Source organism: Shewanella xiamenensis (assembly GCF_024971755.1).
Lineage (GTDB): Bacteria > Pseudomonadota > Gammaproteobacteria > Enterobacterales > Shewanellaceae > Shewanella > Shewanella xiamenensis.
The window spans coordinates 2,388,472-2,404,433 of the sequence record NZ_CP079718.1 but is presented as its reverse complement, the minus strand read 5'-3'; the positions used below and the strand labels follow the sequence as shown (position 1 = coordinate 2,404,433).

Below are 15,962 nucleotides of genomic sequence, written 5' to 3'. Positions count from 1 at the left end.
TCTATTAAAAACCACCTTGATATGCATCACTGAATTCTTTTCTTTATCTAAGGCAACATTTGGCAATTAGCTGTTTTCTTAGAATGAACAGGCTGACTCTAGTCGACTCATCAATTCAATCTTTAGGAGAGCCTGTGAAAGTCAATCAGACTTTAGTTATTCTTCAAAGATAACCATTCCAACCCCTGCTCTGCAAAGACAAATAAACTATCGCTATAACCTTGAGAGACCACACTACGGATGATCTCAGGGTCAATATTCAAATGATCATGCACCAATGCATTACGCAGGCCTATCACTTTACGCCAGTCATTAAATTCATCGGCTGGTTGTATACCTCGTTGACACAGGATCTCAAATGCTTGGTAGGCATCCTGCGGACTATGCCCAGCCAGTGCCTTAGCCCAATGTTTGGCAATACCAATGCAAGCTTCAATAGAGACCTGTAGTGTTCGCTCTGCGGAGCGATCTTCAAGATTAGATAGGGGACGCTGACTGAGCAATTGGCGCAATTCTCCAAGCTCGGCTTGGTACTGGCTAAGGCTTAAACGCAATGACGTGATATAGGCATTATCCAAAATAATAAAGTGGTTTTGGGCTGAATAATCGAGTTCCAATTGCGACATAATGCGAGACTCTTCTTGCATTCTTCGGCCTTCATCTCGACTAAAGATAAGTTTGTTAGCATTAATGATACTGAAGGCCAGAGGGATTGGTGCTAGATTGATATCGACAACAGAAAGCTTCCCTTCGGCTAGCCCTAATGTTCTTTGCCAATCCATAGCAAGTAGTTCAGCTCTAATTCGAGTATCAAGCACACTGTCCGCCTTTACCGGGTCGAATGCGACGGCTAAATCCCAATCGCTATGCTCGCTAGCATTTCCTTTCGCCTGCGAACCATACAGCCATAATACTGCCACCTCAGAATGGCTTGCAGCTAAAACGTTTAGTTGGTGCAAATGCTGGCTCTGCTCAATAGTCATTGGCTTGGCTTTAAGTTTGTCATGATGTAAGAGTAACAACCCTGAGTCGGAGTTAACAGGTTAGATTCTTGTGTCACGTCCCCTAACCTTTTGACTCATGAAGATAATCTCTATTCGGCCTTACAGGTCATGCCCCTAATTTTCTTGAACCCGCTGTGACTGACAAAGAGCCCACTGCTGCAGTGGCAATATGGTTGCTCCACCACTCTATTAACTTGGTCCGTCGCTCTAGGTAGGTAGTGCGATTATAGGCACTGCGGATTTGGTTTTTATCAACATGGGCTAACGCTGCCTCAATAACATCACCATCAAAGCCTTGTTCATTTAAGGTAGTGCTCGCCAGTGAGCGTAAACCATGCCCCGTTGTTCTTCCCTTTAATCCCATTCGCCCTAATGCTTTGTTGATGGTTTCAGGATCTGTGTGCTTTTTAGGATCTTTAGATGATGGAAAGACAAATTGGCTCTGCTCACTAATCGGCTTAACAGTTTCGATTATCGCGAGCGTATGCGCTGTGAGCGGGATAATATGCTCACGATTCATTTTCATGCGTGATTCAGGAATCGTCCAAAGTTTGGCATCAAAATCGATTTCTTCCCAACGGGCTCCAGCCGCTTCATTTGGCCTGGTCATTGTGTACAATTGCCATTCAATCAAACACCGGGTCGTTAACAATAAATTGGCGTTTGCAATAGTCTGCAGCAACTCAGCTAGCTCTGCTGGTTTTAATGCTTTCAGATGTTCTACTTTGCTCTTTCTAAAAACTTCTCGAATACCTGACAACGGATTAGCATGAATGTAACCAGAGTTAACTGAAAAGTTTCAGCAACTGAGCGGTACGTTTAACCGTTTCAAGATGCCCCTTCTGCTCTAGGGGCTTGAGCGCGGCAATGGCTATGGGAGCCGTGAGTCTGCTAATCGCAATACTCCCCAGTTTAGGGAAGGCATACAGCTCAAGCTTACGCCAATTGCCTTCGATGGTTTTAGGCTTAATGCTTCCCTGCTTAGAGTCCAGCCACATTTGCGCAATATGCTTGAGAGTTTGAGCGTTCTCTGTTGCCGCTTTTAATTTGTTTTCAACTTTAAGTAATTGAGGGTCGATGCCTTCGGCCAAGTTTTTTCGCGCTTCTAGCGCTTTATCTCGCGCCTCAGCTAAGGATACGTCAGGATATGAGCCTAAACCAAAATAGGTGGGTTTGCTGGTGGAGGGACGTATGTATCTAAATTCCCACGTTTTCCCTGCAGTGCGCACATAGAGATAGAGATTGCCACCATCAGACAATCGATAGGGCTTTGCTTCCGCTTTAGCATTGAGCACCGCTTTTGCAGTCAGCTTATTTGTACTCCTTCCCATACAGTTTTACCCTCTCAAATTAAACCCAAAAGTAATGCTTGATTTTGGCATCATTTTTCACTCGAAAATCAAGCATTACTTATCACTGAATAAATTCAGATAAATCAGGATATTGCAAAGTTAAATCTGGACCATAAAATAGAGAAAATCAAGTAAAACAACGGCATAAAAAAAGGGTGTTTTTGAAGCCAAAAGTAATGCCAAAATTTACCAAATTTCCTTGGCATTACTTTTGGCATTACTAAAGATTTCGGATGCAGTAGGATGTCATCAAACAATATAGGATGATAAGTTATTGATTTTAATGAAATACAGATAAGAAAAAAGACGCCCTAGGACGTCTTTAAACTTGAATTTGGCGGTGAGAGAGGGAGTCGAACCCTCGATACGTTTCCGTATACACACTTTCCAGGCGTGCTCCTTCGGCCACTCGGACATCTCACCAGATTGTTATCATTAACTTTTACGTGCCAATGAACACGGTTAATCGAGTTAAATAGTGCTTAACGTGTAAGCTTTCATCGTTAACGGAGCGGTACTGTACGCAAAAGCCTTTGTATGGTCAAGTAAAAAAGAATCAATTTCAGGCGGTTGCACAATTGCTAGACAAACCGCCCTCGTTCAAGGCGCTAAAATTAACCAACGCACTATTTTACAGTAAATTTATGGACTTCTTTAGACATGAGTTCGGAGTCATAGGTCAATGCTTTAGTCAATTCCCTTAGCTCATCGGAGATACGTTGAGTGTTTAAGTAAATATCGCTGATCTTTAACGCATTACGATTTACATCTTCAGACACTGCGGATTGTTCATGGGTGGCTGTCGCAATTTGCTCATTCATGCGGTTAATGATATCGACTTGTTCAACAATACGTTTAAGTTCAATGCCTGCTTGCTCCGCTTCTTGGACGCTGGTATTGGCCTGTGCTAATCCGCGATCCATGGCTTTTACCGCTAAATTAGCGCTGGACTTTAATCTGTCAGTCATATTCTTAATGTCAGACGTCGATGTCTGCGAACGCTGCGCTAAGCTTCTGACCTCATCGGCTACCACGGCAAATCCCCTACCCATCTCACCAGCTCTGGCGGCCTCAATTGCGGCGTTAAGTGCTAACAGATTAGTTTGTTCTGCAATGCTGTTAATTACATCTAATACCACCACAATACCGTGAATTTCTCTATCGAGTTCATTGATGGCCTGTGAGGCACCATTAATATCATCCGCTAGTGCTTTTATTGCTTTGCTGGTTCTGCCAACTTCAAGGTTACCGGTTTTGGCCTCTTGGTTAGCCGAATTTGATGCTTCTGATGCCTGTACAGCATTACTCGCAATTTCGGCAACGGTCGCACTCATTTCGGTCATTGCCGATGCCACTTGCTCAGCCTCACTGTGGCCTGCCATCACATCTTGCTCCATGGCATGGGTGCAAACATCCATTTGTTCAACCGCCTGCTGTAATTTGCTAGCACTGGCACGCACTTGTAAGATAACGTTTTCAAAATCACTCATCATCTCGTTGAAAGCTAAGGCAAGTTCACCAAATTCATCTTGGCTGCTGTGGTTTAACCGAACACTGAGGTCGTAGTGTTTTCTTGCTTGTGTAACCGTGGAATAAAGATGATGCACACTCGTATGTAAGTATCGGATCACCGATAAACTGAGCAAAAGCACAATGATCAGCACCAAGCTTAACGTCGCCAACACAAAAAACATTTGTTGATTGGCAGATGCAAGACGTTCATGGGTGATATTCAAAAGATCAGCTGAAACTTGCTGCTCAAAATCCCGCAAGCTGTCAATCCGAGCTGAAGATTTAGCAAACCAGTCTTCTGGATTTTGTTGTTGAATTTTCTGGTTATCTTGGTCAAATGCAATTTGTCTTAGCGATTCAACGTCTTTAACTTCATTAGAATTTTGAATGCGGTTAATGGCATCAACCAAATTAGGTGTTGCCAATGCAATAAAACGCTCTAAATAGCTATTTTGCTCAGAAACTAGGGTAATAAACTTTGCGTAAACCTTAGGCTTAAACCCTGCTTGTCCAAATGTCGAACTTAATACTGCCCTCTCAATCCCTGCCCGTTCTTTCATTTGTAGGAAGGCACTAAATGCCGCCGCTTTGATGGCAATTTCTTGATTAGCACCCGTTTTAGCAGTCTCATCAACAATCGCAAGTAGCTCTCGGTTGAGCGCCGTATAATAGGCTACTTCATCGGCAACACTGATTGACAGGTTATCAACCTGCGAGCGAATTGAAGCTAATTTACTGAGTTGAGTATTTAGATCGCGCAGTTTCGGTGCAAACACTGCGGGTAAATTGTGGTTTTCAATAAAAGATTGGAAATATTTGAGCTGAGTATCTGTCAATTGCCTTTGACTGGGTATTTTGCCTGCGAATGCCTTGCCCGCTGAGCCTATAAATCCGGCACTCATGCCCCGTTCTTTTTGCAACTCATGGACAAAGTTACTGTTTGTCACCGCCAATTCGCTTAGCTGCACGACGACTTTCAGCTCTTGACGATATTCATACTTTTCGATGAGAAATAGCGCACCATATAAAAAACACGCGAATAAAGGGGGCAATACAACCATGAGTAATTTTTGCTTTAAGCTGAGGTTGCCAATCCATTGCCATTTCATAGGGATATCCTTAATCGACTTAGGGCTAAATTGTTAACCTATTATATAGCACAGGATGTTAATGATAACGATAGAATAACGCTAATTTAGAAAATACTAATTATTATAAAAACAAATGGTTGCAACAATACAAGGCTACAACCGCTTTTCGAGATAAGGCTATAAATAGGCCAACGGAGAAAATTTCGTGTGATAAAAGCAAATGAAAACTGCAACCGCAACAGCGGGAGGAAATGGCCTCCCGCATTCCGATTTTTAGCTAAAAAGTTGTGGGAATAAGCCTTTAATCCCAGCGGCAATGACTTCGATACCAATCGAGAGCATTAATAATCCCATAAGACGGGTAATCACGTTAATTCCTGTTTTACCTAGAATTTTATAGATAATAGATGCCATTCGAAACAGGCCAAAACTCACCAAACCAAAAATAATCACGGTAATAAACATCGCAATAAAATTGGATAATGAATTATGCTCAGCGGCAAACACAATCACCGAGCTAATCGCCCCTGGACCAGCCATTAACGGTAACGCTAGCGGCACAACCGCCACTGACTCCATAGCCGAAGATTCGCGGTCTTCCTCTTGGTTACGTTTTACTTCGCCCAATTTACCCTGCAACATCGACATCGCAATAATCGCGATCAGCGTGCCGCCAGCGATCCTGAAAGCCGAAAGTGAAATGCTAAACATATTCAAAATATGTTGTCCCGCGACTATGGTCACCAACAGGATCACCACCACCGCAAAGTTAGCCACTTTACCCGTATGGTTACGCTCGGCTTCAGTTTGATGGCTGGTTAAGCTCACAAACACTGGCAACAAACCAATAGGGTTGATAATGGCAACCAAGCCAAGAAAAAATTTAACGTAAAGTGTTAACTCCAAGTGACTATCCTTATTGAGCGTGTCACGCCAATTTCATCAAACTAAACTTAAGGGCAAGTATAGTAGCTTAAGCACAGATGACTGAAAAATGAGATTTTTGAGGTTAAATCACAAGTTTGAGTAATATCTGTTTACTGTACTCGGCTTATTTTAGACAAAAAAGACATATAAGATCGCAACTGACGTATTTTTATTACATAAAAACCCTAAATTGACCGCAAGATCACACTTTAGCTTAGGCTTTAGGTGTAATTTTTCACCATAAAGAAGAGTTAGCGAATCGTGCATTCCCTAAATCTTTTTAGGAGTCTTAATCATGACAGTAACCAACGCCCAAGAACTGGATCTCATGGTCGAGCGCGTCGCCAAAGCGCAAGCCGAATATGCCAGTTACAGTCAAGCCCAAGTCGATGGGATTTTCCGCGCTGCCGCACTCGCCGCTGCCGATGCGCGTATATCGCTTGCGAAAATGGCCGCCGCCGAAACCCGAATGGGGGTGATTGAAGACAAAGTGATTAAAAACCACTTTGCCTCCGAGTACATTTATAACAAGTACAAAGATGAAAAGACCTGCGGAATTTTATCCGAGGACCCCACCTTCGGCACCATCACTATCGCCGAGCCCGTGGGCATTATCTGTGGGATTGTCCCCACCACCAATCCCACCTCCACCGCCATTTTCAAAGCATTAATTAGTCTTAAAACCCGTAATGCGATTATTTTCTCCCCTCACCCAAGGGCAAAAGTCTCGACCACCACAGCGGCTAAACTGGTGTTAGATGCCGCCATTGCTGCAGGCGCGCCCAAGGACATTATCGGTTGGATTGATGAGCCCAGTGTGGCGCTCTCAAACCAGTTAATGACGCACCCCAAAGTGAATCTTATCCTCGCTACGGGCGGCCCTGGCATGGTGAAAGCCGCCTATTCTTCAGGCAAACCCGCCATTGGCGTAGGCGCAGGTAACACCCCAATTGTTATCGATGAAACCGCCGATATAAAACGTGCGGTTAGCTCGATTCTGATGTCTAAAACCTTCGATAACGGTGTGGTGTGTGCCTCAGAGCAAGCGGTGATTGTGGTCGATAGCATCTACGAGCAAGTCAAAGAGCGCTTTGCCACCCATGGTGGTTATCTCTTAAATGCGGCGCAAACCGCTGCGATGCAACAAGTCATTCTTAAAAATGGCGGCTTAAATGCCGATATCGTCGGCCAAAGCGCCGCGACCATAGCGCAAATGGCGGGCATTGATGTCCCCCACACCACTAAGGTCTTGATTGGTGAAGTCACCGATATCACTGAGGCAGAAGCCTTTGCCCACGAAAAACTCTCTCCTTTACTTGGCATGTACCGCGCAGCCGATTTTAATGACGCCGTCGATAAGGCTGAAGCTTTGGTCGCCTTAGGCGGGATTGGCCACACATCAGGCTTATATACCGACCAAGATACCCAAACCGAGCGGGTGAAAACCTTTGGTTTTAGAATGAAAACCGCGCGAATTCTAATCAACACTCCAGCCTCACAAGGCGGAATTGGCGACCTGTACAACTTTAAACTCGCCCCCTCACTCACCTTAGGTTGTGGCTCTTGGGGTGGAAACTCGATTTCTGAAAACGTCGGCCCAAGCCATTTAATCAATAAAAAAACCGTCGCTAAGAGGGCTGAAAACATGCTGTGGCACAAGCTTCCTTCATCTATCTACTTCCGCCGCGGCAGCTTACCTATTGCGCTTGAAGAATTGAGTGATAAAAAGCGCGCCCTCATTGTGACCGACAGATTCCTGTTTAACCAAGGTTATTGCGACGAAACCTTAAAGATTTTAAAAGCCCAAGGTCTTGAAACCGAAGTCTTTTACGAAGTGGAAGCCGACCCCACACTAGCCACAGTGCGCCAAGGTGCCAAAGTGGCCAATAGCTTTAAACCCGATGTGATTATTGCCTTAGGCGGTGGCTCCCCCATGGATGCAGCCAAGATTATTTGGGTGATGTACGAGCATCCAGATGTCGACTTTGCCGATTTAGCACTGCGTTTTATGGATATCCGTAAACGTATCTATAAATTCCCTAAAATGGGCGTCAAAGCCACTATGGTGGCGATACCGACCACTTCCGGTACTGGCTCTGAAGTCACACCTTTTGCCGTGGTCACCGATGAACAAACCGGCAAAAAATATCCCATTGCCGACTATCAACTCACCCCTAATATGGCGATTGTTGACCCGAATCTGGTGATGGATATGCCGAAATCCTTAACCGCTTTCGGCGGAATCGATGCGATCACCCACGCGCTCGAAGCCTATGTCAGCGTGATGGCGAACGAGTACAGCGATGGTCAAGCCCTGCAAGCTCTTGACCTGCTGTGCAAATATCTGCCTGATGCTTATCAGCTTGGCGCCGCATCCCCCATTGCCCGTGAAAAAGTGCATAATGGCGCCACCATAGCCGGTATCGCCTTTGCCAACGCCTTCCTTGGGATCTGCCACTCTATGGCTCACAAGCTGGGCGCCGAGTTTCACTTAGCCCACGGGCTGGCGAACGCGCTGCTGATCAGTAACGTTATCCGCTTTAATGCGACGGACTTACCGACTAAGCAAGCTGCATTCAGCCAATACGACAGACCAAAAGCTCTGTGTCGTTACTCGGCCATTGCCGATCATTTAGCCCTAGGTGGCAACTCAGATGCGCAAAAAGTTGAAAAATTGCTGGAGAAAATCGAGCAGCTCAAGAAGACGCTGGGCATTCCTGCGTCAATCCAAGAAGCCGGAGTTAACGAAGCCGACTTCCTCGCCAAAGTAGATATGCTTGCCGAGGATGCCTTCGATGACCAATGTACTGGTGCCAACCCTCGCTATCCGCTAATTAGCGAGCTAAAACAGCTACTACTCGACAGCTACTATGGCCGCCCCTTCACCGAGCAATAGTGCTTAATATAATGTCTAGGCAAGAAAAATCGTTAAATGCAAAAGCCCTCGTTTGAGGGCTTTTATCGTTTTAACTTAAGCAAAATCAATTGATGACGCAGTACACAACGTTACGATTGACTTGCGAGCTTGATATCAAATAAGTAACAAACTCAATTAATTCAGTGCTAACACATAGTCGATGGCACTGGTAATCGCCGCAACTTGAGCTAAATTGCACTCAGCAGGCGTGGCCGATGGGCTGTCGGGATACACTTCCGTTGTCGTGTTATAAATACAGCCCGTCACACTGCTGCATAAACCTAGCGCTTTCAATGGGTAATTGATCACCCCGTGTTGCACTACCGTTGAGCCGATAATCTCGCCCTTGTCATCGGCAGGCGCGATGTGAGTCACTTTGCTCACGCCATCGATAATCGCCTTTTGAAAAGCATCCTGCGGATTTTCGGTATCGCCTACAGCATAAAAACCATCAGGAATGGTGCCGGGGATAAAGTCTTTGCCGTCACGCGCGGCCAAGGCTGGACGAAATTCATCTTCATCCGAGTCAGTGGTTTCATGTAAATCCACATGCACATCAAAACCTTGTGGGACACTTGCCATCAGTGCCATCAATGCTGCCGACTCTTCTGCTGGGCTATTGGCATAAAACGAGCGGTTTGGATCGATAGCTTTCGGGTTCCAGCGATTAATGGTCTCATAACCCCAAGGGCTTACACACACTGCCACCACTAAGTTTACGTGCTCAGCATAGTGAGCCGCGTTGTTAGCCAAAAAAGCCAAGGCGCCATGCACGCCACTGGTTTCGTAGCCGTGTACGCCCCCTGTGACTAATACCGTTATCTTTTTCGGATCAAAGCTTGCTGATTTGACCGCAAATAACGGGTAACGCGCTGGATCAATCGATAAAGCGCCATATTGCACCACATTCAGCCCTAATTCGGCCAGTTGTGACTCCATCGCTTTTAGTGGCGTGACAACATTGTCTTGGTAAGAACGTTTAATTTGCGTGCTAGCAAACCATGCGGCCTTTTCTTCATCGCCCCATTTTTCACCGACTGTCCCGATTGGGTAAAAACTCACATTCGCCATAGGTTCTCTTCTTCTGATTTTATGTTTTGGTCTTATGGTTAAAAATAATATGTATCAAAGCACTAGCTGCATCGGAATATCGCGGATCCCACCGCGCTCGCGAATATCACCTAAGGCGATAAAGCCAAAGCGCTGATAGACAGGTAGCGCATTCACCGCCGAGTTCACGGTAAACGTGCCGGGATTCCCCTTCGCTAGACACTCAGCTTTAGCATGCTCCCACAGCTGACGCGACAGGCCTTGTCCCTTGGCAATATCCGCCACAAATAGATGATAAAGATGACTGTTATCCTTCATACCCACCACACCGACAAGTTCGCCAGTCTCATTCATTGCAACATGATATTGATAACCTAAGGCAAAATAATGAGCCACCGACTCAACCGACATGGCGTTGACTAAGGTTTCTGCGCCCATATTAGTGCACGTGGGAGCGATATAAACTTGTGTAAGCTGCGTGATTAATACGCTTATTGCCTCAATATCTGTTGTACTCGCCGCTCTGATCAGCATCTTCATTCCTTGATAGATAACAGTAGCCAGTATTTAACCCCATTCGTTCAAGGGTGTGATTAGCTGGATACAAACAATCCGATTATTAAAAAGCCAGAACAGGGTTCTGGCTTTGGCAACAAGTTAATGGGACTTAGTACACAGTGGATTTAAGTCCATCATCCTCGATTACTTTTTCGTCCAGCTGTCCATCCAACGGAACACATTCGCATACCATTGTTCTAGATTTTCTGGCTTTAAGATCCAATGGTTTTCATCAGGGAAAATCAGCAATTCAGATGGAATCCCCTTACGCTGCATAAAGCTAAATGCTGCTAATCCTTGACCATAAGGCACACGGAAATCCTTCTCGCCATGGATAACCAGCATCGGGGTTTTCCAGTTTTCGACATAGTTAACGGGGTTGAACTGCTCATATAACGCTTTGTTATCCTGATAAGTGCCGCCAAACTCATGCTCTGGGAACCAGACTTCTTCGGTCACATAGTACATGGAGCGCATATCGAACAGACCCGCGTGGTTAACGAGGCACTTAAAGCCATCGTTCCAGTTACCTTGGATCCAGTTCATCATGTAGCCGCCGTAAGAGCCACCTAAGGCACAGGCATTTTGTGGATCGAGCCATTTTTGTTGTTGGCTCACCGCAGCCAGACCTTTTTGTAAGTCTTCTAATGGCTTACCGCCCCAATCTTGGCTAATAGAATCGGTAAAGGCTTGGCCGTAACCGGTTGAACCGTGGAAATCCACCATCACAACGCCGTACCCCGCACCGGCCCATAACTGGGCGTTCCAACGGCCACTGAAACCGTTACCAAATGAACCTTGTGGACCGCCGTGAACGAGGTATGCAATCGGATACTTTTTGCCTTCTTGGTAGTTGGCAGGTTTGATCCAGTAGCCGTAAACATCTTCGTTATTCCAACCCTTAAAGCTAAATTGTTGGAACTCACCGAATTTAATTTCGGCCAGTTTGTCTTTGTTGACTTCGGTTAGACGTTTCAGGCCTTGGCCGTCGGTGTTGATGCGATACAGATCGCCCGGCTCAACTAAGGTTTTGCTGTCGAAGATCAGTTGATCATCGGCGATCGCAATCAGGCTATTACTTCCGTCGCTGTAGACAGACTGCACATCGCCAAACTGAGTATTCACTTTGAAAATAGACACTTGACCAATGTCCTGCGCCGTCACATACAGAGTGCGGTTATCCGGTGCAAACATCAGCGAGCTTGGGCTTCTATCCCACAGCGGTGCCACTTCCTTCGACTGTCCAGTGCTAGTATCACGCAGCATGATGCGGTAACGATCAGCTTCGAAGCCGGGTTTAGTCATCGCGAGGTACGCCATGTAACGACCATCGCTTGAGAATGTTGGTTGAGCGTCCCAAGCAATGTTATCGGCGGTTAAGTTAGTGGCTTTGCCACCGTTCACACTCACCTGCCACAAATCGTAATTGGTGGTCCAAGCTTGATCTTTGCTTGGCGCCTTGGCGCTGTACACCACATATTGGCCATCTGGGGTGAAAGTCACTTCTTCCATGCCGGAGAATGGTTTAGGCGGCGTTTCGGTGTCTAAGCCTTGAGTGATATCCACCACTTTGGTCAGCTTCTCGCCGTTGAGGGCGCCGACAAATAAGTGGTTACGGGCATGGTCTTCCCACGTATCCCAGTGACGTACCATCAACTGCTTGTATTCACGGCCCGTCGATTTACGCTCTTCTTCAGCCTTAAACTTGTCTTTTGAGCACGCTAAGTCTTTACACTCTGGAAAGACGCGCATACTGAGCACGATTTGCTTGCCATCGTTAGAGAGTTTGTAACCATCAATATCCAATGGCAGATCAGAAACTTGCTGCGCTTCACCACCGGTTAATGGCAGTTGAAACAGTTGGCTTGAACCACTGCGGCTGGCAAGAAAATAAATCGATTTGTCATCGTTTGCGAAGCTGACATCGTGCTCTGTACCCGCAGCGGAGGTGAGCTGCAGCGGTTTCGCATCTGCTTGCGTCAGATCGAGAAGATATAAATCCGAGCTTGCCTCTCCCTTGTTATTAACGGTTTTCAGGCCGTAGACCAGTTTTGTACCGTCGTGAGATACCACGGCCGAATGCAATTTGTTGAGTTTAACCAGCTGTTGCACAGTAAAAGGCTTAGGTTCGGCCGCGTGGGCAGAGCAGGCCAAACCTGCCACGCCAAGCGCCAATAGGAGAGGAGCTATTTTCATTGTTATATCCATCTTTTGTTAAACACATTCGGTAGTTGTACCGAATGAACGGTCAAAACGAACATCAATCGTCTCTATGAAGATAAGTTTGCCACACTAACGAAACAAAAACGCTCAAGCAAGCCAAAAGGCGTACTTGAGCGGATTTTTTTGTGACAAATTGTCAGTCAATCAAGAATAGTCTGATTGAGTACCACTCGCCTCGCTATCTTGCTCAAATCCCGCTTAAAAAAACGACACTTTTGCAAGGATGACATTCGCTTACGCTTTGGCGTTAGCAATATTGACTTTCCAAATTGCAGGACCGGTTTCATGGGCATTCACGCCATTAGAGTCCACCGCCACAGTGACTGGCATATCTTCAACGTCGAACTCGTAAATCGCTTCCATACCTAAATCGGCAAAAGCTACCACGCGGGATTTCTTAATGGCTTTTGACACTAAGTAAGCCGCGCCGCCAACGGCCATCAGGTAAACAGCTTTGTGTTTCTTGATAGATTCAACAGTCGCAGGACCACGCTCAGCCTTACCAATCATGCCCATCAAGCCAGTTTTTTCTAGCATCAGATCGGTGAATTTGTCCATACGGGTCGCGGTTGTCGGTCCTGCAGGACCGACAACTTCATTACCGACGGGGTCAACTGGGCCAACGTAGTAGATAAACTTGCCAGTAAAGTCGACGCCTTCAGGTAAACCTTCGCCGCTTTCAATCAGGCTTTGGATACGCTTATGGGCAGCGTCACGTCCGGTGAGCATTTTACCGCTTAACAGAATGGTTTCACCGCTCTTCCACTGCTCAATATCCGCTTGTGTGACAGTGTCTAAGTTAACACGGCGCACATCGCTGCCCACTTCACGGGTGATTTCTGGCCAGTCGCTGAGTGATGGAGGGGCAAGATCAGCAGGACCTGTACCATCTAAATGGAAATGAACGTGGCGCGTTGCCGCGCAGTTAGGGATCATCACCACAGGTTTGGATGCTGCGTGGGTCGGTGCTGATTTGATTTTCACGTCTAACACTGTGGTTAACCCGCCAAGACCTTGAGCACCAATACCTAAGTTGTTAGCACGTTCGAAAATGTCTAAACGCAGTTTTTCTTCGGTAGTTTGTGCGCCGCGCGCCATTAACTCATGGATATCCACGCTTTCCATTAAAGCTTCTTTGGCGAGCACTGCGGCTTTTTCAGCGGTGCCGCCAATACCGATGCCGAGCATGCCAGGAGGACACCAACCCGCGCCCATCGTTGGCAGCGTTTTTTCAACCCAAGCGGCGATATCGTCAGATGGGTTTAACATCACCATCTTGGCTTTGTTTTCACTGCCGCCGCCTTTGGCGGCGATAGCGACTTCAACATGGTTACCAGGCACCATATCGATATGCACCACAGATGGGGTGTTGTCTTTAGTGTTTTTACGGCTACCGGCAGGATCGGCCACAATCGATGCTCGCAGTGGATTATCTGGGTTGGTATAAGCGCGACGAACACCTTCATCGACCATTTGTTGCACGGTCATATCGGTTTTGTCCCACTTAACCCCCATACCAATCTTAACGAAGGTGGTCACGATACCCGTGTCTTGGCACAATGGACGTTTGCCTTCGGCAGACATACGCGAGTTAATCAAAATTTGGGCAATCGCATCCTTCGCCGCCGCACTTTGCTCACGCTCATAAGCTTCGCTCATGGCATCGACAAAATCTTTGGGATGGTAATAGGAGATGTATTGCAGGGCATCCGCCACACTTTCAATGAAGTCGGCTTGTTTAATCACTACATTTTCAGACGTTTCATGGTGAGATGACATAGTAGGTGCGCTCCAGCAGCCTTTAGGGCCTTACTTGTTTTTTGTGTAATTCTTTCTGGGCCAATATGATACTCTTTCCCATCTTTTTGGGCTACATCACATTTTTAGATAGGGTTAATAGATGGCAAATAGGGCGGCATTACCGCTGGCAGTACGCCAACTTGACTGGACATTCAGCACAGCAGCAATCTTCGAACACTTTGCAGCCGAGCCTTGGGCCATCGTGCTCGACTCCGCCAATGCGCCCCATCAGGACGCTAAATTCGATATTATTTGCGCAAATCCTATTGCCACCCTGATCACCCATGGTGAACTGACCGATATCCTAATTCAGTTGCCCGAATTAACCATACCCACCCAAATGAGTGCAACTGATGATCCCTTTACGCTGGTCAATCAACTATTGCGCCATTGGTACCCACAATCCTTTGCCTGCGATTTGCCCTTTAGTGGCGGCGCTATGGGCAGTTTTAGTTATGATTTAGGCCGCCGAATTGAGCAGTTACCCAGCACAGCGGCTAAGGATATTCACCTCGGCGAGATGAATATTGGCTTTTACGACTGGGCATTGATTTTTGACTATCAGCAGCAAAGCTGGTTTATGGTGCACTATTTAGGCGATGCCGCCCTCGATACTCAATTGAACATAATTGAAGCAAAAATAGCCAACACCGCAAAACAGGCTGAGTTTAGTCTCACAAGCCCTTGGTCGGCGCAACTCACCAAAGCCCAGTACACCTCAAAATTTAATCAAGTACAGGCATATCTACAAAGCGGTGATTGCTATCAAATTAATTTAACTCAGCGATTTGAAGCTGAGTATCAAGGCGATGAATGGCTCGCCTACTGCAAACTGCGCAGTGCCAATCAGGCGCCCTTCTCTGCCTTTATGCGGCTTGAGGCCAACGCGATTTTATCGATTTCGCCTGAGCGTTTTATTCAGCTGCGCGGGGATGATATTCAAACCAAACCGATTAAAGGCACCTTGCCACGTCATGCCGATCCGGAGCGGGATAAACAGGTGGCACAAACACTCGCCAACTCCCCTAAAGATCGCGCCGAAAACGTGATGATTGTGGATTTGCTACGTAATGATATCGGCAAAGTCGCGGCGCCCGGGTCAGTGCAAGTACCACACTTATTTGCCATAGAAAGTTTTCCGGCTGTGCATCATTTAGTGAGTACCGTCACCGCTAAACTCGATCCACAATACCACGCCAGTGACTTACTGCGGGCAGCCTTTCCCGGCGGTTCAATTACCGGCGCCCCCAAAATTCGCGCCATGGAAATTATTGAAGAACTGGAACCCTCACGCCGCAGTCTGTATTGTGGTTCAATAGGCTATATCAGCCAAGATGGGCAAATGGATACGAGCATTACCATCCGCACTATTGTTGCCGAGCGCGGCAAGCTCTATTGTTGGGCTGGCGGAGGGATCGTCGCCGACTCCAATGTCGATGCCGAATATCAAGAAAGCTTCGATAAAGTCAGTCGAATCTTACCCTTGTTAGATAGCCCTCAATAATCGACAGGAATGAGTGGGAAACCT

At 46.6% G+C, this 15,962-nt stretch carries 9 protein-coding genes, 1 tRNA gene and 1 pseudogene; 2 read left to right on the top strand and 9 right to left on the bottom strand.

Annotated elements, in window-relative coordinates:
- Positions 1 to 152: 152 nt before the first annotated feature.
- The 5 genes and pseudogenes from hepT to KXJ80_RS11860 form a co-directional block, all read right to left on the bottom strand.
- Positions 153 to 983, bottom strand: a complete 831-nt coding sequence (hepT, locus tag KXJ80_RS11880) for a type VII toxin-antitoxin system HepT family RNase toxin (RefSeq protein ID WP_259474797.1) — start codon at positions 981 to 983, stop codon at positions 153 to 155.
- Between the two features lie 127 nt (positions 984 to 1,110).
- A pseudogene (locus KXJ80_RS11875) lies at positions 1,111 to 2,335 on the bottom strand (tyrosine-type recombinase/integrase).
- A 356-nt stretch (positions 2,336 to 2,691) separates the two neighbouring features.
- A tRNA-Ser gene (locus KXJ80_RS11870) sits at positions 2,692 to 2,779 on the bottom strand.
- A 203-nt stretch (positions 2,780 to 2,982) separates the two neighbouring features.
- Entirely contained in the window at positions 2,983 to 4,977 is a 1,995-nt protein-coding gene (locus tag KXJ80_RS11865; RefSeq protein ID WP_169547702.1) for a methyl-accepting chemotaxis protein, read from the bottom strand.
- Positions 4,978 to 5,232: 255 nt separating this feature from the next.
- Entirely contained in the window at positions 5,233 to 5,865 is a 633-nt protein-coding gene (locus KXJ80_RS11860; RefSeq protein WP_011072194.1) for a YchE family NAAT transporter, read from the bottom strand.
- A gap of 316 nt (positions 5,866 to 6,181) precedes the next feature.
- Here KXJ80_RS11860 and adhE point away from each other — a divergent pair, with 316 nt between their 5' ends.
- Complete coding sequence (gene adhE / locus KXJ80_RS11855; protein WP_259474796.1) at positions 6,182 to 8,782, top strand: bifunctional acetaldehyde-CoA/alcohol dehydrogenase; 2,601 nt, start codon at positions 6,182 to 6,184, stop codon at positions 8,780 to 8,782.
- 156 nt (positions 8,783 to 8,938) lie between these two features.
- Here adhE and KXJ80_RS11850 read toward each other — a convergent pair whose 3' ends face one another.
- From KXJ80_RS11850 to KXJ80_RS11835, 4 genes are all read right to left on the bottom strand, one after another.
- Positions 8,939 to 9,874 (bottom strand): M14 family metallopeptidase, encoded by a 936-nt coding sequence (locus KXJ80_RS11850; protein WP_259474795.1) that lies wholly within the window; start codon positions 9,872 to 9,874, stop codon positions 8,939 to 8,941.
- Positions 9,875 to 9,928: 54 nt separating this feature from the next.
- A complete protein-coding gene (locus KXJ80_RS11845; protein ID WP_259474794.1) occupies positions 9,929 to 10,387 on the bottom strand; it encodes a GNAT family N-acetyltransferase in 459 nt (152 codons plus the stop codon).
- Positions 10,388 to 10,555: 168 nt separating this feature from the next.
- A complete protein-coding gene (locus tag KXJ80_RS11840) occupies positions 10,556 to 12,607 on the bottom strand; it encodes a dipeptidyl-peptidase 5 (RefSeq protein WP_259474793.1) in 2,052 nt (683 codons plus the stop codon).
- A 261-nt stretch (positions 12,608 to 12,868) separates the two neighbouring features.
- Positions 12,869 to 14,413, bottom strand: a complete 1,545-nt coding sequence (locus KXJ80_RS11835; protein WP_172590119.1) for a fumarate hydratase — start codon at positions 14,411 to 14,413, stop codon at positions 12,869 to 12,871.
- 121 nt (positions 14,414 to 14,534) lie between these two features.
- On the opposite strand from KXJ80_RS11835, the gene pabB reads away from it, so the two are divergent.
- On the top strand, positions 14,535 to 15,938 hold the full coding sequence (gene pabB, locus KXJ80_RS11830) for an aminodeoxychorismate synthase component I (protein WP_259474792.1): 1,404 nt from the start codon (positions 14,535 to 14,537) through the stop codon (positions 15,936 to 15,938).
- Positions 15,939 to 15,962: the final 24 nt, after the last annotated feature.

Coding starts and splice junctions, on each gene's coding strand:
- hepT (WP_259474797.1), bottom strand. CDS start 983: ATGACTATTGAGCAGAGCCAGCATTTGCACCAACTAAACGTTTTAGCT.
- pabB (WP_259474792.1), top strand. CDS start 14,535: ATGGCAAATAGGGCGGCATTACCGCTGGCAGTACGCCAACTTGACTGG.
- KXJ80_RS11840 (WP_259474793.1), bottom strand. CDS start 12,607: ATGAAAATAGCTCCTCTCCTATTGGCGCTTGGCGTGGCAGGTTTGGCC.
- adhE (WP_259474796.1), top strand. CDS start 6,182: ATGACAGTAACCAACGCCCAAGAACTGGATCTCATGGTCGAGCGCGTC.
- KXJ80_RS11865 (WP_169547702.1), bottom strand. CDS start 4,977: ATGAAATGGCAATGGATTGGCAACCTCAGCTTAAAGCAAAAATTACTC.
- KXJ80_RS11835 (WP_172590119.1), bottom strand. CDS start 14,413: ATGTCATCTCACCATGAAACGTCTGAAAATGTAGTGATTAAACAAGCC.
- KXJ80_RS11845 (WP_259474794.1), bottom strand. CDS start 10,387: ATGCTGATCAGAGCGGCGAGTACAACAGATATTGAGGCAATAAGCGTA.
- KXJ80_RS11850 (WP_259474795.1), bottom strand. CDS start 9,874: ATGGCGAATGTGAGTTTTTACCCAATCGGGACAGTCGGTGAAAAATGG.